Source organism: Amycolatopsis sp. NPDC026612 (genome assembly GCF_040638285.1).
Classification (GTDB): domain Bacteria; phylum Actinomycetota; class Actinomycetes; order Mycobacteriales; family Pseudonocardiaceae; genus Amycolatopsis.
The window spans coordinates 14,879-31,919 of sequence record NZ_JBEZYB010000021.1 but is presented as its reverse complement, the minus strand read 5'-3'; the positions used below and the strand labels follow the sequence as shown (position 1 = coordinate 31,919).

The 17,041-nt window shown below is 71.9% G+C and carries 18 protein-coding genes; 2 read left to right on the top strand and 16 right to left on the bottom strand.

The genetic code is table 11. The features are described 5' to 3' along the window. Positions 1–153 precede the first annotated feature (153 nt). From AB0F15_RS20820 to AB0F15_RS20810, 3 genes are read right to left on the bottom strand one after another with little or no spacing between them, the layout of a single operon-like run. Entirely contained in the window at positions 154–2,328 is a 2,175-nt protein-coding gene (locus AB0F15_RS20820) for a xanthine dehydrogenase family protein molybdopterin-binding subunit (RefSeq protein ID WP_360272486.1), read from the bottom strand. Beyond that, the gene (locus AB0F15_RS20815) at positions 2,325–3,287 is read right to left on the bottom strand and encodes a xanthine dehydrogenase family protein subunit M (RefSeq protein ID WP_360272483.1); all 963 of its coding nucleotides are present in this window, start codon (positions 3,285–3,287) and stop codon (positions 2,325–2,327) included. The genes AB0F15_RS20820 and AB0F15_RS20815 overlap by 4 nt, the downstream gene beginning before the upstream one ends. Next, positions 3,274–3,726, bottom strand: a complete 453-nt coding sequence (locus AB0F15_RS20810) for a (2Fe-2S)-binding protein (protein WP_360272481.1) — start codon at positions 3,724–3,726, stop codon at positions 3,274–3,276. The genes AB0F15_RS20815 and AB0F15_RS20810 overlap by 14 nt, the downstream gene beginning before the upstream one ends. A gap of 194 nt (positions 3,727–3,920) precedes the next feature. Between AB0F15_RS20810 and AB0F15_RS20805 the strand changes: the two genes are divergently transcribed. After that, positions 3,921–4,487, top strand: a complete 567-nt coding sequence (locus tag AB0F15_RS20805; RefSeq protein ID WP_360272478.1) for a TetR/AcrR family transcriptional regulator — start codon at positions 3,921–3,923, stop codon at positions 4,485–4,487. Here the strand turns inward: AB0F15_RS20805 and AB0F15_RS20800 are convergent. From AB0F15_RS20800 to AB0F15_RS20790, 3 genes are all read right to left on the bottom strand, one after another. Continuing rightward, positions 4,484–4,843, bottom strand: a complete 360-nt coding sequence (locus AB0F15_RS20800) for a hypothetical protein (protein ID WP_360272475.1) — start codon at positions 4,841–4,843, stop codon at positions 4,484–4,486. The genes AB0F15_RS20805 and AB0F15_RS20800 overlap by 4 nt on opposite strands. Positions 4,844–4,910: 67 nt before the next feature. Further along, positions 4,911–6,404, bottom strand: a complete 1,494-nt coding sequence (locus AB0F15_RS20795) for a CoA-acylating methylmalonate-semialdehyde dehydrogenase (RefSeq protein WP_360272473.1) — start codon at positions 6,402–6,404, stop codon at positions 4,911–4,913. 49 nt (positions 6,405–6,453) lie between these two features. Next, positions 6,454–7,332: an aldolase gene (locus AB0F15_RS20790; RefSeq protein ID WP_360272470.1), complete on the bottom strand. Its 879-nt coding sequence runs from the start codon at positions 7,330–7,332 to the stop codon at positions 6,454–6,456. Positions 7,333–7,448: 116 nt separating this feature from the next. Between AB0F15_RS20790 and AB0F15_RS20785 the strand changes: the two genes are divergently transcribed. Continuing rightward, positions 7,449–8,225 (top strand): GntR family transcriptional regulator, encoded by a 777-nt coding sequence (locus AB0F15_RS20785; RefSeq protein WP_360272468.1) that lies wholly within the window; start codon positions 7,449–7,451, stop codon positions 8,223–8,225. Between the two features lie 169 nt (positions 8,226–8,394). Here the strand turns inward: AB0F15_RS20785 and AB0F15_RS20780 are convergent, their stop codons facing one another. From AB0F15_RS20780 to AB0F15_RS20735, 10 genes are all read right to left on the bottom strand, one after another. Then, positions 8,395–8,856: a hypothetical protein gene (locus AB0F15_RS20780; RefSeq protein ID WP_360272466.1), complete on the bottom strand. Its 462-nt coding sequence runs from the start codon at positions 8,854–8,856 to the stop codon at positions 8,395–8,397. Next, positions 8,853–10,484: a cytochrome bc complex cytochrome b subunit gene (locus AB0F15_RS20775; protein WP_360272463.1), complete on the bottom strand. Its 1,632-nt coding sequence runs from the start codon at positions 10,482–10,484 to the stop codon at positions 8,853–8,855. Before AB0F15_RS20775 ends, AB0F15_RS20780 begins: the two co-directional genes overlap by 4 nt. A gap of 112 nt (positions 10,485–10,596) precedes the next feature. Next, complete coding sequence (locus AB0F15_RS20770; RefSeq protein ID WP_360272460.1) at positions 10,597–11,172, bottom strand: hypothetical protein; 576 nt, start codon at positions 11,170–11,172, stop codon at positions 10,597–10,599. A 13-nt stretch (positions 11,173–11,185) separates the two neighbouring features. After that, entirely contained in the window at positions 11,186–12,325 is a 1,140-nt protein-coding gene (locus AB0F15_RS20765; protein WP_360272728.1) for a zinc-dependent alcohol dehydrogenase, read from the bottom strand. 57 nt (positions 12,326–12,382) lie between these two features. Next, positions 12,383–13,096, bottom strand: coding sequence for an alpha/beta hydrolase (locus tag AB0F15_RS20760; RefSeq protein WP_360272457.1), 714 nt, complete (start codon positions 13,094–13,096; stop codon positions 12,383–12,385). Positions 13,097–13,172: 76 nt separating this feature from the next. Further along, positions 13,173–14,369: a PP2C family protein-serine/threonine phosphatase gene (locus AB0F15_RS20755; RefSeq protein ID WP_360272454.1), complete on the bottom strand. Its 1,197-nt coding sequence runs from the start codon at positions 14,367–14,369 to the stop codon at positions 13,173–13,175. Continuing rightward, the gene (locus AB0F15_RS20750) at positions 14,369–15,361 is read right to left on the bottom strand and encodes a SpoIIE family protein phosphatase (RefSeq protein ID WP_360272451.1); all 993 of its coding nucleotides are present in this window, start codon (positions 15,359–15,361) and stop codon (positions 14,369–14,371) included. The genes AB0F15_RS20755 and AB0F15_RS20750 overlap by 1 nt, the downstream gene beginning before the upstream one ends. Continuing rightward, positions 15,358–15,795 (bottom strand): ATP-binding protein, encoded by a 438-nt coding sequence (locus AB0F15_RS20745; protein ID WP_360272448.1) that lies wholly within the window; start codon positions 15,793–15,795, stop codon positions 15,358–15,360. Before AB0F15_RS20745 ends, AB0F15_RS20750 begins: the two co-directional genes overlap by 4 nt. Next, positions 15,785–16,177 carry an STAS domain-containing protein gene (locus AB0F15_RS20740; RefSeq protein ID WP_360272444.1) on the bottom strand — a complete coding sequence of 131 codons (393 nt, stop codon included), beginning with the start codon at positions 16,175–16,177 and terminating at the stop codon, positions 15,785–15,787. Before AB0F15_RS20740 ends, AB0F15_RS20745 begins: the two co-directional genes overlap by 11 nt. After that, positions 16,174–17,037, bottom strand: a complete 864-nt coding sequence (locus AB0F15_RS20735) for an STAS domain-containing protein (protein ID WP_360272441.1) — start codon at positions 17,035–17,037, stop codon at positions 16,174–16,176. Before AB0F15_RS20735 ends, AB0F15_RS20740 begins: the two co-directional genes overlap by 4 nt. Positions 17,038–17,041: the final 4 nt, after the last annotated feature.

Below are 17,041 nucleotides of genomic sequence, written 5' to 3'. Positions count from 1 at the left end.
GCCTAGGACCGTGGACGGGCCGCCGTCACGGGCGGACCGTCTGTCGTTGTCGCGGAAGGATAACGGCGCCGGGCCTCGATCGGCCAAGCGGACGAAGGAACCGTGGATTCCCGGCGGAGCGGGCGGGGCGCTGGGGACGCCCCGCCCGCGGCTTCAGCCTTCGAGGAGGTCCTCGATGGTGATCGGGATGTGCCGGACCCGGATGCCGGTGGCGTTGTACACGGCGTTGGCGACCGCCGCCGCCATGCCGACCGTGCCGATCTCGCCGAGGCCCCGCGCGCCGACCGCGTTGTGCAGGGTGTCGGGGTACTCGACGAACTGGACTTCGACCTCCGGGATGTCGGCGTTGACCGGGAGCAGGTAGCTCGCGAAGTCGCCGTTGGCGAGCCGGCCGTTCGCCTCGATCTCCAGGCCCTCGTGCAGCGCGGCCGACACACCCCAGATCATGCCGCCCATCAGCTGGCTGCGAGCCGCCTTGTCGTTGATGATCCGGCCCGCGTCGAACACGCCGAGCATCCGCGACACCCGCGCCTCGCGCGTCCACTTGTGCACCCGGACCTCGCAGAACTGGGCGCCCCACGAAGCGAACGAGTGCTTGGTCAGCTCTTCACCGGGTGCCGACGTGCCGGTCACCTCGAGTGATTCGCGGCCCACGGCGCGCAGCAGCTCGCCGAACGGCATGGACTCCCCGTCGGCGACGACGTGGCCGTCGGCGTAGGTGACCTGGCGGCCCTCGAACGGCGCGCCGGGATCGGCGGCGAGCGCGGTGAGTTCGTCGATCGCCTTGGTGGCGGCGAGCATGATCGCCGTGCCCGCGCTCGCCGTGGCCGTGGAACCGCCGGACATGCCGCCGGGAGGCAGGGCGGAATCGCCGAGCCGCGGCACGATCCGGTCCGCCGGGATGTCCAGCGACTCGGCGCCCACCAGGGAGAGCACGGTCAGCAGGCCGGTGCCGGGGTCCGCGCCGCTGGTCGCGACGACGGCGGTGCCGTCCGTCCGCAGCGTGATGCCGACCGTGGCCGGGAACCGCAGGGCGGGGAACACCGCGGTGGCCACGCCCATGCCGACGAGCCAGTCGCCGTCGGTGCGCGTGCCCGCCGGGCGGTGCGCCCAGCCGAAGCGGTCGGCGCCGATGCGGAAGCACTCGTCGAGGTGCTTGCTCGACCACTGCAGGTCGTGGCCGGGCGGGGCGGTCGAGTTGTTGCGGACGCGCAGCTCGATCGGGTCCATGCCCAGCTTCACGGCGAGCTCGTCGATCGCGCTCTCCAGCGCGAACGAGCCGGGGGCCTCGCCGGGCGCCCGCATGAACGTCGTCGGCGGGACGTTCAGCGGCACGATCTTCTGGGAGATGGACAGGTTCTTGGTGGCGTACCACTCGCGCGAGGTGCCGTGCGACGTCGGTTCGACGAACGACCGGGCGGTGTCGGTGTGGCACCACGAGTCGTGGCGCAGGGCCACCAGGGTGCCGTCCGGTTCGGCGCCGATCGCGAGCTTCTGGACCGTCGCGGCCCGGCCGGCGGTGGCGGTGAAGACCTGTTCGCGGGCGAGCGCGGCTTTCACCGGACGGCCGAGGGCCCGGGCCGCCGCCGCGGCCAGGAACGCCGGCGTGGACGTCCGGCCCTTGCCGCCGAACGCGCCGCCGACGAACGGGTTGATCGCGTGGACGGCCTCCGGCGCCAAGCCGAGGGCCATGGCCACTTCCGTCGCCTGCATGTTCGACGCCTGGTTCCCGCTGTAGATCGTCAGCTCGCCGTCGTCCCACACCGCGACGGCCGAGTGCGGCTCCATCGCGGCGTGGTTCTGCGTCGCGGTCGTGTAGGTCGCCTCGACGACCACCGGGCTCGCGGCCAAGGCGGCTTCGAAGGACTCGACGCCGTCTTCGAGCACTTCGATTTCCGGGGGAGCGCCGTCCATGGCCGGGGGCGCGGGTTCGGCCGAGTCGAGGTGCTCGGCGAGCGAGGTCCGGGCGGGCCGCTCGCGGTAGGTGACCGCGACGAGCGACGCGGCGTCCCTGGCCTGCTCGAACGTCTCCGCGACCACGAACCCGATCGGCTGGCCGTAGTAGGTGACTTCCTTGTCCTGCAACGGAACCCACGTGTCGCCGAACACCGGCATGCTCGGCGTGTTCAGCGTCAGCGGGTCGAACGGCGTGTACACCGCGAGCACGCCGGGTGCGCTCGTCGCTGCGGTGACGTCCATGGCCTCGATCTCGCCGTGCGCGATCGTGCTGAGCACGACGTAGCCGTAGGCCATGCCGGTGAAGGTGTGGTCGGCGCCGTACTTGGCCTCGCCGGTGACCTTCAGCGGCGCGTCCAGCCGGGTGATCATCGGGAGCTCCCCTCGGTCAGTTCGAGCAGCGCTCGGATGATGGTCCGCTGCAGCAGCGGCACCTTGAACCCGTTCTCCGACAACGGTTGCGCGCCGTCGACCGCCACGGCGGCAGCTTCTTCGAAGGAAGCCTGGGTCGCCGGGGCGCCCCGCAGGGCCGCTTCGACCGCGGTCAGCCGCCACGGCACCGTCCCGACGCCACCGGCCGCGACCCGGGCGTCGGCGACGACCCCGTCCCGCACGTCCAGGGCGACGGCGGCGGAGCACAGTGCGAACTCGTAGGACTGCCGGTCGCGCACCTTGACGTAGGTGGAGTTCGCGGCCCAGTCCAGCCGGGGCACGAGCACCTCGGTGATCAGTTCGCCCGGGCGCAGGTCGTTCTCCACGGCGGGGGTGTCGCCGGGCAGCTGGTAGAAGTCGCCGAGCGCGACCTCGCGGGTGCCGGTCGCGTCGGCCAGCCGCAGGCGCGCGTCGAGCGCGAGCAGGGCGACGGCGACGTCACTGGCGTGCGTGGCCACGCACGACTCGCTCGTGCCGAGGATCGCGTGCATCCGGTTCGCGCCGGTGAGCGCGGAGCAGCCGCTGCCGGGGACGCGCTTGTTGCACGGCATGGCGACGTCGCGGAAGTACGTGCAGCGCGTGCGCTGCAGCAGGTTCCCGCCGATGCTCGCCATGTTCCGCAGCTGCTGGGAGGCACTCAGCAGCAGGGCGCGCGAGATCGCCGGGTAGACGTCCGGGTGCGCGGCGATGGCGCTCATCCGCTCCAGTGCGCCGAAGCGCAGCCCGTCGGCGGTGTCGATGCCGCGCAACGGCACCGCGTTGATGTCCAGGACGTGTTCCGGCGTCAGGACGTCGAGCTTCATGAGGTCGACCAGGGTCGTCCCGCCGGCGAGGTACGTGCCGGGCGTGGACACCGCGGCTTCGACGGTGGTGGGGGCGGTCAGCTCAAAGGGACGCATCGGCCCGCCTCGCCTGCTGGACCGCCTTGACGATGTTCGGGTAGGCCGCGCACCGGCAGAGGTTGCCGGACATGAACTCCCGCACGTCTTCGACGTCCTGCTCGACGGCGGCGACCGCCGACATGATCTGCCCGGCGGTGCAGAACCCGCACTGCAGGGCGTCCTGGTCGACGAAGGCCTGCTGCACCGGGTGCAAACCGTCCTCAGTGGACAGTCCTTCGACGGTCGTCACCGGCTGCTTCACGGTGGCGGCCAGGGTGAGGCACGACAGCACGGGCCGGCCGTCTACGTGCACGGTGCAGGCGCCGCACTGCCCGCGGTCGCAGCCCTTCTTCGGGCCGGTGACGGCGAGGCGCTCGCGCAGGGCGTCCAGGAGTGTCACGCCGGGATCGACGTCCAGGTGTTCGGTTGTGCCGTTGACTTGGAGTGAGATTTCCACTGGTCTCTTTCCGCGGAGCCGGGCGGGCAGCCCGACGGTGTGGTGGGGCGGTGTCAGGGGGGAGCGGATAGTCATCCGCTTCACTCGACCGCGAGGCTAGCGGATTACAATCCGCTTCGCAACGAAGTGCGCGGACTGGAGTTGCTCCAGCTCTCGGCTAGATTCAGCGGGACGACGAGACCCCCGGAGGGACGATGACGACGGGATCGGTCAGCCCCCGGCGCGCGGACACCCGGCGCAACCACGAACGGATTCTCGTGGCTGCCGCGGCGTCGCTGGCCGAGACGGGCGAGGTGTCGTTCAACGCGATCGCGAAGCAGGCGGAGGTCGGCGTCGGCACGGTCTACCGGCACTTCCCGACCCCGGAGACGCTGATCCTGGCGGTCTACCGGCGCGAGGTCCGGCAGATCGTGGACATCGTGCCGGTGCTGCTGGAGAAGTACGCCCCGGACGAAGCGTTCCGGGTGTGGGTGACCGACCACCTCGCGCACTACATGATGACGAAGAAGGGGCTGGCCGACGCCCTGCGCCGCGCGACGGCGTCCCGGGGCGAACTGCCGGCGAACGCCTACGAGGCGATGGTCGGCGCGGTGGCGGAGATGCTGGAGGCGAACGTCGCGGTCGGAACCGTGCGGCCGGACCTTTCCCCGCTGGTGGTGCTGCGCGGCCTGGCGGGGTTGCTGCTGCTCGACCCGAACGGCGACTGGCGCAGCGAAGCGGCGAGCCTCGCCGAGCTGATTTGGCACGGGATGGCCCGCTAGGCTTCGCCGTCCAAGCGGACGGTCACGGTGACCCGGCCCTTCTCGTCGCGTCGGGCCACCGCGTGGCCGGTGCGGCCGGTGTCGTCGAGTGCCAGGGTGAGCGGAGCGCCGTCGCCGGTGAAGTTGCGCCACCACGACTTCGCGTCGGGCATCATCACGCGGATGGTGACGACGTCGCCCGCTCGTCGGTAGCCGACCGGGGTGCTGATGGTGTGGCCCGACCGGCGGCCCGTGTAGGTGACCTGGGTGAGGTGGCGGCGGACCAGCTGTCCCCAGCGCGGGGACGTCCGGAGCGTGCCGACGCAGGTGTTGAAGCGGTTGACGGCGTTCTTCGGAAACGGGCCTCGGTATCCCACAGCAGCCTCCTTCGGCGGTTGCCGCCACGGTACCGGAAAACGGAGGACAGTGTTCCGGTTGTTGGCTTCAGCTGGACGTCGGGAAGTTGAATGCCGCCGTGGCGGCGCTCCGGTGCGGCCAGCGGGTGGTGACGACCTTGGCCCGGGTGTAGAAGCGGACGCCGGCGGGACCGTGGATCGGGCTGTCGCCGATGAGGGAATCCTTCCAGCCGCCGAAGGAGTAGTACGACATCGGGACCGGGATCGGCACGTTGACGCCGATCATGCCGACCTTCACCGCGCGCTGGAACTTGCGGGCCGCCTCCCCGCCGGCGGTGAAGATCGCGGTGCCGTTGCCGTACGGGTTTGCGTTGATGACCTCGATCGCCTCGTCGACCGTCCCGACGCGGACGATCACCAGCACCGGGCCGAAGATCTCTTCGCGGTAGGCGTCCATCTCCGGCGTCACGTTGTCCAGCAGGGACGGCCCGACGAAGAAGCCCTCCTCGTGGCCTTCGACCCGCAGGCCGCGGCCGTCGACGACGACCGTCGCGCCCTGCTCCGCGCCTCGGGCGACGGAGTGCACCACGCGCTCGCGGGCGGCCTCGGTGACGACCGGCCCCATGTCGCTGTCCGGGTCCGTGCCGGGGCCCACCCGGACTTCGCGGGCCTTGCGCTCGAGGATTTCCACCAGCTTGTCGCCGGCCGCCCCGACCGCGACGCCGACCGAGATCGCCATGCACCGCTGGCCGGCCGAGCCGAACGCGGCGGCGGTGAGGTGGTCGGCGGCGTACTCCAAGTCGGCGTCGGGCAGAACGACCGCGTGGTTCTTCGCGCCGCCGAGGGCCTGGACGCGCTTGCCGGCCGCGGTGCCGCGTTCGTGCACGTACTTGGCGATCGGGGTCGAGCCGACGAACGACACCGCCGCGATGTCCGGGTGGTCGAGGATCGCGTCGACTGCCGCCTTGTCGCCGTGCACGACGTTGAAGACGCCCTCGGGCAGCCCGGCCTCGGCGTACAGCCGGGCGACGAAGTTCGAGACCGACGGGTCGCGTTCGCTGGGCTTGAGGACGAACGTGTTCCCGGTGGCGATCGCGATCGGGTGCATCCACAACGGCACCATGATCGGGAAGTTGAACGGCGTGATTCCGGCGACCACGCCGAGCGGCTGCCGGAAGTCGTGCACGTCGATGTCCCGGGAGACCTGGTCGGAGAAGCTGCCCTTGAGCGCGTCGGCGATGCCGCACGCGTACTCGACGACCTCCCGGCCGCGGACGATCTCGCCGCGGGCGTCCTCGATCACCTTGCCGTGCTCGGCGGAGATGATCTTCGCCAGGTCGGTTTCGTGCCGCACGAGCAGCTCACGGAAGGCGAACATCACCTTCGTGCGCTGGGACAGCGAGGAGTTGCCCCACGACTCGAAAGCCTTGCTCGCGGCCGCGATCGCGGTGTCGACGTCCGACGGTTCCGCCAGCAGGACCTCGGCCTGCGGCCGCCCGGTGGCCGGATCGTAGACCGGCGCCGTACGGGTCGAGCCCGCCGGTGTGGCGGTGCCGTTGATCCAGTGTTCGATGGTGTTCACGGTGCTCCTCCGGGTAGTGGCGCTGGGTCTGCTTGGCGGCGGTGCCGGTTCACAGCAGCCCCACCGCGGTGTCCACGGCCTTGGCGACGTCGCCGTCGTGCGGGTAGAGCAGCGAGCGCCCCACCACCAGGCCCTGCACGGTCGGCAGGGCCAGCGCGCGCTGCCACGCCGCGAACGCCGCGTCCGCGTCCTTGACCTCGCCGCCCAGCAGGACGGCGGGCAGGGTGGAAGACGCGAGCACGCGCTGCATGTCGTCCACCACGGGGAGCTTGAGCCAGGTGTAGGCCGACGAACGGCCGAGGCCGGCGGCGATCGTGATCGACTTGATCACGGCGTCGGGGGAGAGGTCGTTCTTGACGCGTCCGCCCGCCCACGTCGACAGGAACGGCTCGACCATCGCGATCAGCTGGCGATCGGCCAGCTCGTTGACCGCCTTCGCGGTGTTCTCCAGGACGCTCGGCGTGGCCGGGTCGTCCAGGCAGATCCGGGTGAGCGTCTTGCCGCCGTCGAACCGCATCCGCTCGATCGCTTCGGCGTCGTAGCAGGCGAAGCGATCGTCGATCTCGAAGCTCGAGCCGGCCAGCCCGGTGCGGTTCATCGACCCGATCACCGTCTTGCCGTCCAGCACGCCGAGCAGCAGCAGGTCGTCGATGACGTCCGCGGTCGCCAGCACGCCGGTGACGCCCGGCCGTTCCAGCGCCAGGCACAGCCGCTCGAGCAGCTCACCCCGGTCGGCCATCGCCGAAGGGTTGCCGCCCACGGCGTTCGCGCCGCGGGCGGGGTGGTCCGCGGCGATGATCATCGTGCGGCCCTTGTCGTTGAACGGTGACTCGGCCCGCACGCGGTTCGCGGCCGCCTCGGCGATCGCTTCCGGCTCGTGCACGCGCCGGGCGACGATGCGCCGCAGCAAGTCGAACCGCGTGGTCATCGGTGCCCTCCCTGAGTCGTTGCCGGGATCGACGATTCCAGTGCCACGGGACTTTGTCAAGACATATGGACAACACGTCATCCCTACAGTGGCCGGGGTGGCGGTAGGCTCCGGGGATGAGCAAGACGGACGTCAACTTCCCGGCCTGGGACGCGGGCCGCGAGATCGTCCTGGACCCGGGCAGTCCCGAGCCGCTGTACTTCCAGGTGTCCCGGCAGCTGCACGCCGCGATCGAAGACGGCAGGCTGCCGGCGGGAGCGCGGCTGGGCAACGAGGTCGACCTCGCCGCGAGGCTGCGCCTGTCGCGGCCGACGATCCGCCAGGCGATCCAGACGCTGGTCAACCAGGGCCTGCTCGTGCGGCGGCGGGGGGTCGGCACGCAGGTCGTCCGCACCAAGGTGGCCCGGCCGCTGCGGCTGAGCAGCCTGTTCGACGACCTCGCCGGACTGGGTGGCAGGCCGGAGTCGGCGGTGCTGGTCAACCGCGTCGAAGACGCCGGCGCCGAGGTGGCCGAGCTGCTGGAAGCGCCCGGCCTGACGCACGTGCGGCGGCTGAAGCGGCTCCGCTCGACCGACGGCGAGCCGCTCGCGCTGATGAACAACTACCTGCCCGACGGCGTCATCGACCCGGCCGACGAGGAACTGCGCGAGCGGGGCCTGTACCAGCTCCTGCGCTCGGCCGGGGTGCGGTTGCACGCCGCCGAACAGAACATCGGCGCCCGGCTCGCCACCGAAGAGGACGCGGAGCTGCTCCAGGAGGAGCCGGGAGCGGCGTTGCTGACGATGCAGCGCACGACCTACGACGACGAGGGACGGGTGGTCGAGTACGGCTGGCACGTCTACCGCGCGTCCCGCTACACGTTCAACCTTTCGCTGACCAACGGACCTCAGTAGGGCTGGGCCGATCGCAGGGTTGGGCGGTGTGGGTGCGGGCCGGTGGGCCTCGGGTGGTCGCGGACCGGGCGCGGTGGGGCGGGTTTCCCGGCCGGAGCCGCAAGTCGCGGTGGGGCGGGTCGGTGCGGGGCCCGTGGGGTCGCGGATCGGCCGTGGTGGTTGAAGGGCGTCAGGGGCCCGCGAGGGGGATGGTGCCCGTCAAACAGCCGTCGCGCTCGGTGGGAAGGACCAGTCTGCTCACGTCGTCGATGATCAAGGCGTCTTCGGCGGCGTGGGGGCGGGGTGGCAGCAGCACGAACAGCACCTGCCGCTGCCGGCGCGCGGCCGTGAGCCAGGGCTGGGGTGGCTCGGCGAACCGGAAGCCGACCGTCAGGCTGTGCTCGCCGGCGTGGACCGTCACCGCGGACGGACCCGCCGCCAGTTCGACCTCGCAGCCCGCCGCCAGCGGCCAGAAGCCGTGTTCCCACTCCCACGTCGTCGGTGCGGCCAGTCCTGCCCTCGCCAGGAGCCGGAGGAGCCGCCGGTGGTCGTCCTGGCGAGCCGGCTGCAGGAGCAGCACCGGGTAGGAGTACTCCTCTTCGTAGACCAGGATGTCGATCTGCCAGCGGGACGGCATCGCCGCGCCGGTCACGAGCGGGCCTGCCCGTCTTGCGGTTCGCCGCCGAGGCCGTGGCGCACCTGTCCGCGGCGGGCCGCCGCTTCCAGCGCCGCGGTCTCCTCCGGTGGGTCGGGGCGCAGCAGGCTGCCCGGGACCGCGTGCCCGGCGGCGCCGAGCTTGTTGGGCTTCTTCGGCACAGATGCTCCTTGGTACGCCAGGGCCTTGCCGTCGAGCGGCTGGTGGATCTCGAGGTAGGTACCGTCCGGGCTGCGGGTGATGATCCCGGTTTCGATGCCGTGGTCCAGCACTTCGCGGTCCGACCGCTGCAGGGCCAGGCAGATGCGGTAGGTGAGCACGTACGCGACGGGCGGGACGAGCACCAGCCCGATGCGCCCGGCCCAGGTGGTGGCGTTGAGCGAGATGTCGAACTCCAGCGCGATGATGTCGTTGAACGACGACAGCGTCAGGACGCCGTAGAAGGCGAGCGCCATCATGCCGATGCTCGTGCGGACCGGGACGTCGCGGGGGCGTTGGAGGAGGTTGTGGTGGGCGGTGTCGCCGGAGAGGCGCCGTTCGATCCAGGGGTAGGTGAACAGGGCGGCGAAGAGCACGGTCATGCCGAGGACGCCGGCGAAGAACGGCTGCGGGATGGTGTGGTTGCCGGGGAACAGCTCCCAGGGCGGGTAGACGCGCAGGAGGCCGTCGGCGAAGCCCATGTACCAGTCGGGCTGGGAGCCGGCGGAGACCTTCGACGGGTCGTAGGGGCCGAACTTCCACACCGGGTTGATCTGGAACAGCCCGGACATCAGCGCCAGCAAGCCGGTGACGAGCGCGAAGAACGCGCCGCCCTTGAGCGCGAACACTGGCAGGATCCGGACGCCGACGACGTTGGTCTCCTTCCGCCGGACACCGGGGAACTGGGTGTGCTTCTGGTACCAGACCAGGGCGAGGTGCACACCGACGAGCGCGAGCATGATGCCCGGGATCAACAGGATGTGGATGGTGTAGAGCCGGGGGATGATCACGTCGCCGGGGAATTCGCCGCCGAACAGCGCCCAGTGCAGCCACGTCCCGATCACCGGCAGGGACAGCACGATCCCGGAAAGGGTGGCGCGGATGCCGGTACCGGACAGCAGGTCGTCGGGCAGCGAATAGCCGAAGAACCCCTCGAACATGCCCAGGACCAGCAGGAGCGCCCCGATCACCCAGTTCGCTTCGCGGGGACGGCGGAACGCTCCGGTGAAGAAGATCCGGAGCATGTGCACCATCATGGCGGCGACGAAGATCAGCGCCGCCCAGTGGTGCAGCTGCCGCACGAACAGCCCGCCGCGGACCTCGAACGACAGGTCGAGGGTGGTGGCGAACGCCCTCGACATCGGGACGCCCTGCAGGTCGGCGTAGGCGCCTTGGTAGGTGACCTCCTGCATCGAGGGGTCGAAGAACAGCGTCAGGTACACGCCGCTGAGGAGCAGGACGAGGAAGCTGTAGAGCGCCACTTCGCCGAGCAGGAACGACCAGTGGGTGGGGAAGACCTTGTTGAACTGGTGGCGCAGGCCGGCGGCCGCGTGCAGCCGCCGGTCGGCGGTGTCCGCGGCCGAGGCCGCCGCCCGGGTGGCGCGGCCCGGCCCGCGGGTGGGAGCGGGAACGTGGCTGGGGCTCATGGCTCTCCATTGCCTCGGTGACGGTGCCTCGGTGGCGGTCAGCCGTGCGTACCCGTGCCGGCGCGCGACAATCCCTTCGCTTCCCGGACCCCCGCCAGCCGGCGCCGTCCGATCACCGGCGGCGCCACCCCAGCACCTTCCGGACCGCCGAATAGGCCAGCCCGGCCGCCAGCACCCACGGGCCCGCGATGATGATCGGGTCCGCCAGGTGGTGCTTGACGTCGGCGCGCTTCTTGCCCACCCGCGAGGAAAAACCGTGCCGGGTGAACTCGCTCAGCACGCCGGTCTCGGTGACCGGGTTGTCCGGGCGGAGCGTGGCGAACGAGCGCAGGTGGCTCTCCCAGGCGTCCACCCGGTCGGCGGCGAGCAGCAGCAGCCAGTGCGCCGCGCGCCCTTCGCTGTACTTCCGGTAGGAGAACTTGCGCATCGCCCCGGAAAGGCCCTTCGGCGGGCACGACGTCCCGAAGACCGGGGTCAGGAACTCGTGCTCGATCGACCGTTCCCGCGGCCACTTCTCCGGCTGCCGTTCGGGGAACTCCCAGTGGGCGCCGCTCTCGTCGTCCTGCCACTGCAGCTTCGGCACCGACGGCCGGTCCTTCGGGTCCAGGTCCGCGCCCCAGCCCGGGATCCGGGCGCGCAGGCTCTCGCTCGATTCGGCGATCGGCGGCCGCTCCGACGTGTAGGTCATGGTCGTTCCTTCCTCAGCCGGCGTCGGTGACGATGAGTGGCTTGATGCAGCCGTCCAGCTTGGCCGAGAAGATGTGGTACCCCTCGGCGATGTGCTCGAGCGGGATGCGGTGGGTGACGATGTCACTCGGCTTCAGATAGCCGTTGCGGATGTGCTCGAACAGCCGCGGCCACTGCCGCTTCACGGGGCACTGGTTCATCCGCAGCGTGAGGCCCTTGTTCATCGCGTCGCCGAACTTGACGGCGCTGAACATCGGGCCGTAGGCGCCCATCACCGAAACCGTGCCACCTTTGCGGACGCCGTCGATGCACCAGTTGAGCGCCACCGGCGAGCCGCCCTGCAGCTTCAGCTTCGACGAGGTGATGTGCTGGGTCAGATTGCCGTCGGCCTCCGCGCCCACGGCGTCGATCGCGACGTCGGCGCCGAGGTGGCCGGTGAGCTTCTTCAGGTGCACGACGATGTCGTCGTACTCGGTGAAGTTGTACGTCTCCGCGTGGGCGAAGGTGCGGGCCTTCTCCAGGCGGTTCTCCAGGTGGTCGATGACGATCACCCGGCCCGCGCCCATCAGCCAAGCCGACTTCGCCGCGAACAGGCCCACCGGCCCGGCCCCGAAGACCACCACGACGTCGCCCTCGACGATGTCGCCGAGCTGGGCGCCGAAGTAGCCGGTGGCGAGCGCGTCGGTGAGCAGGACGGCGTCTTCGTCGTCCATCCAGCCGGGGATCACCGTGGGCCCGACGTCGGCGAACGGCACCCGGACGAACTCGGCCTGCCCGCCGTCGTACCCGCCGCAGGTGTGGGAGTAGCCGTAGATGCCGCCGACGGCGGTGGCGTTCGGGTTCACGTTGTGGCAGTTGGAGTACAGCCCCCGCGCGCAGAACCAGCAGGTGCCGCAGTAGACGTTGAAGGGCACCATGACGCGGTCACCGCGCTTGAGGTTCCGCACCCCGGACCCGACTTCCTCGACCACGCCGATGAACTCGTGCCCGAACGTCATGCCGACGCGCGTGTCGGGCATCATCCCGTGGTACAGGTGCAGGTCCGAACCGCAGATCGCGGCCAGCGTCACCCGGACGATCGCGTCCCCCGGGTGCTCGATCGCGGGCATGTCCTTCTCTTCGACGCGGACCTTGTACGGCCCGCGGTAGACCATCGCACGCACAGCGCCTCCTTCCGATGGGTCGCCGGCGCATACCCGGGCCCACTGCGGCTAACCCTGGGCGAACTCCGTGATCAACGCCGACGTCACCCCGCCGGACCGCGCCGGGAACGTGTGCGCGCCGGGAACGGTGACGAACGAACCGTCCCGGGCGGCCTCGGCGAGGGAACGCGCCCAAGGCTCGGGGCTCAGCGTGTCGCGGCGGCCGCGCACGACCAGGACGGGGCACCGCAGCAGCGGCATCGCCCGTTCCGGTGCGTCCCGCTGGGCCGAGCGGATCATCCGCAGCAGCCGCCGGGGCCCGGCGCGCAGGTAGTGCGGGACCGTGCCGGGCAGCGCCGACGGCGACTCGTGGACCACGTCGGCCAGGAACGCCGCGGACAGGGGGCCGAGGCGGCGCAGCCCGGGCGGGAACGTCGGCCCGGCCAGGACGAGCGCGTGGACGAGGTCCGGCCGCCGCAGCGCGACGGCGATGGCCACCTGCGCGGCCGTCGAGTGTCCGAACAGGACAGCCGGCCGGTCCAGCCAGGCGGTGACGGTGCCGGCGATCGCCTCGATCTCCGGCTCGCACGTGAGGGGGCCCGGCCCGCCGAAGCCGGGGACGTCGAGCAGGTGGCTCCGGGTGGCCGCGGCACACCCGTGCAACGTGTCGACGAGGTAGCCGGGCGCGCCGAGGCCGGGCAGCAGCACGACCGGGGGACGGCCCGGGCGTTCAGTGCCGGCGGAAAGCGCCCGCACGCGCGCGGTGGTGGTCGAGGTGGGCATCGAGGCCCGGGTACCCGGCAATGGCGAGCGCAATCAGTTGCGGTGTGAGGCGTAGCTTTCACGTGAAAGCTACGCCTCAGGGCCGCCGCGCTGCCGTGCGGCGCAGGGCCAGGACGACCGTGTCGTCGGCGTGCAGGACGACGTCGTGCATCCGGGTCACCAGGTACCGGGGCAGTTCCGCGGCCGGCCGGGTGCGGTGGGCCGTGGCCAGTGCCAGGAGCCGGGCCTGTCCTTCGTCGACGTCCTTGCGGCTCTCCACCAGGCCGTCGGTGTAGAGCAGCACGGTGTCGCCCGGGTCGAGGACCACCTCGACGAGCCGGCGGCTGCCCGGATCGGGGAAACCGACCCCGCGGCCGGGCACCGGGGCGGGCAGCAGCCGCGCCGGCCCGGCTCCGGTGACGAGCACGGGCTCCGGGTGGCCGCCGTTCGCGAAGCGGGTGCGGCCGGTCACCGGGTCGATGCGGGCGAGCAGGACCGTGGCCATCAGCCCCGGCTCGATCGCCGCCAGGGTGTGGGAGGCGCGGGCGATCAGGTCCGGGAACGGGTGGCCCTCCAGGACGAGCGTGCGGATCGCGTGGGTGACGGTGAGGGCGTGCCGGGTCGACGTGACGCCGTGGCCGACCGCGTCGACCAGGGTCACGTGGACCTGCCCGTCGGGCAGCACGAACCAGTCGTAGAGGTCGCCGCCGGTCGGGGAGTCCTGGTCGGTCGGCGAATAGTGGACGGCCAGCTCGAACCCCGGCACGGCGGGCGGCCGCGGGCGCAGCGCGTCCTCCAGCTCGCGGAAGATGGCCGCGTGCGCGCGGCGGAGCTGTTCGTCGCGCTGTTCGAGCTCGACGTACATCGCCAGCACGCCGCTGTTCGTCTCCGCGAGTTCGTGCTTCAGGTCCCGTTGGTCCTGGGTTAGGGCGTCGGCCCGGGCGATCAGCGCGAGCATCTCTTCGCGCGTCGCCCGGTCGTCGTCGGGATCGGCCGGAGCCGCGGGCCTGCCGCCGGCGAGGTGCCAGGTGAGGGTCTCGCCGTCGCCCCGTTCGGGCAGCAGTGGCAGGGCATCGCGGCTGTGCTGGCTCACGGCGTGGTCCAGCCGCACGGTGACGGCGAGCCGCCGGTCCGAGGCCGCCGTCGCCACGTCGACGGTTTCGCCCGCGGTGAGGGCGGGCTCGGCGAGCAGGGTCACGGCGAGCACCAGCCGCCCGCGGTCGTCGGCGGGCACACCGGCTTCGACGCACGCGGTGCGCAGCCGCCGCCGGATGCGGGCCAGGTCGGGGCGCATCAGCCGGCCCGGTCCGCGCGCAGGGCCAGCATGGCGGCGTCGTCACGCGCGTTCCGGTGGCGGTGGGCGAGGTCGGCGGCGAGCAGCAGCAGGTCCGGGGCCCGGCCGGGGACGCGCCAGCCGGTGCCGACGCCGTCGGTGTGCAGGACCACGACATCGTCGTCGGCCAGCGGCACGTGCCGGACCGGCGCCGACGGCAGCGTGAAGCCGACGATGCCGGGGGTGCTGAGCAGCAGCCGGGACGGTCCGCCGCCGACGCTCGCGCCACTGACGTTGCCGACGCCGCAGAACTCGAGCCGCCGCGGCGCGATCCGCACGAGCGCCACCGCAGCGCCGCGGGTCGTGCGCAGGGCCCGGTGCATGTTCGTGAGCTGGTGGGGCAGCGGGCGGTCCGGGTTCTCGGTGAACACGCGCAGCGCGGCGTCCGCGGCTTCGGCGGCGTCGGGTCCGTGGCCGAGCCCGTCGGCGACGACGGCGGTCCGGCTGCCGGTGACGTCGGCCAGCGCGACGGCGTCCCCGCAGTAGTCCTCGCCGTCACGCGCCAGGCGGAAGTGCCCGATCGCGCGGTGGGACGGCGGCGAGGCGGGGTCGAACAGGCGGGCGGCGGCGAGCGTGCCGGTGTCGGGCGACGAGGTGATCCGGAATTCGGTCGCCATCCGCTTCACCGCACCGAGGCCGGTGCCGAGGGTGGCGGTGGTCGTGTTCCCGTCGAGCAGCCAGTGGTCGAGGTCGGCCATGCCGGGGCCGTCGTCGGCGGCCAGCACGTCGACCCCGCGCCCGGTGAGCGACCGCTGCACGAACACCGAGCCGCCGGTGGTGTGCTTGTCGATGTTGCCGGCGAGTTCGGCGGCGACGACCGCGGCGCGGTCGGCCAGCACGCCCGGCAGCCCGGCGTCCTGCGCGGTTTCGCGCGCGACGCGGGCGGCGGCGTACCCGGCACTGGAGTGCTCGACGCGGATCTGGCGCGTCAGGGCGGGCGCGGTGGCGGTCATCGTTTCCAGCGCACGACCGTGACGGTGGTGCCACGGCCGGGTGCGGTGTCGAGGTGGAAGTCGTCGACCAGGCGGCGGGTGCCGCCGAGGCCGTGCCCGAGGCCGGCGCCGGTGCTGAACCCGTCGGTCATCGCCTGGTCGACGTCGGCGATCCCGGGTCCCTCGTCGCGCACCCGGAGCCGGATCCCGAGCCGCCCGGCCGGGTTCCGCGCGACACCGACGGTCATGGTGCCGCCGCCGCCGTGGATGTAGGCGTTGCGGACGAGCTCGCTGGCCGCGGTGACGATCTTCGTCTGGTCGACGATCGAGAAACCGGCGGCGACCGCGGCCGCCCGCACGGCGTGGCGGGCGGCGAGGAGGTCCTCTTCCACCCGGACGGGGTGTTCGCGGGAGGGGACGTCGTGCCCGTGGCCGGTCCGCTCGTCAGGAAGCATGAGGCGCCTCTTCGGCGACCTCGGTGGGACGGCGCCAGCCCAGCAGTTCCATCGCCTGTTCCGCGTTGAGGGCGGTCCGGACGCCGGTGAGCTGGAGCCCGAGCTCGGTCAGGGTCAGTGCGACGGCCGGGCGCATCCCCGCCACGACCATCCGCGTGCCGAGCAGCCGCCCGGTGCCGGCCAGCTCCATGAGCACGCGGGCGACGAACGAGTCGATGATCTCCAGCCGGGAGATGTCGATGATGACGCCGCGGATGCCTTCGTTCGCGATCCGCGTGGTCAGCTCGTCGGTGAACGCGAGGGCGGTCTTGTCGTCGAGGTCGTTCATCAGGCCGCTGAGCAGGATGTCCCCGAGCCGCAGGATCGGCAGGCCGGCGTTCACCCGGTCACCGCGCCCGGGCGGCCGTTGTCACCGAGCAGCTGCATCGCGGTGGCCAGCGCGTCGGCCAGCGAACCGCGGGTGACGATGTGCGAGAGGTCGATGCCCAGCTGGGTGATGGTCTGGGCGATCGACGGGCGGATGCCGCTGATCACGCACTCCGCGCCCATCAGCCGGACGGCGCTGACGGTCTGCAGCAGGTGGTGGGCCACCGCGGTGTCGACGGTCGGGACGCCGGTGATGTCGATGATCGCCACCCGTGCCTCGTTCGCCTGGATCGCTTCCAGGAGGCTGTTCATCACGACCTGCGTCCGGGCGCTGTCGAGCGTGCCGATCAGGGGCACCGCGAGGACGTGCCGCCACAACCGCACGACCGGCGTGGACAGCTCCAGCATCTGGCTGTGCTGCTCGCGGATGATCCGTTCCCGGCCGGCGCAGTAGACCTCGAACGTCAGCACCCCCGCGCTGTCGAGGAGCTCGTTGACCAGCAACGCGGCCCGGTAGCGCAAGGCGGAGTCGTCGGTGTGCCGCTCGATCGCGCTCAGCATCGTGCGCTTGAGCGCGAGGATCGCCATGGCCGTCGCCGACGGCTGCGCGCCGGCGCGGGCCCGGCGCTCCGAAAGCGACGTCAGTGCGTCCCGCACCGCGGGGTCCTGGTCGGCGATCCGGGACACCGGGAGCGTGCCGCTCAGCGCGTCCCGGAGGGCGTCCAGCAACGCGACGGCCTCGCGGCGCAGTTCCTGGCCGCTCCGGTCGCCGTCGCGCGGCTCCTGCCCGGCCCAGTCGCGGGCCAGCGCGGCCCGGTCCTCTTCCAGCATGCGCGCCAAGACCGTGCGGACCTGGCTGTCGTCCGTGCCCAGCACCGAC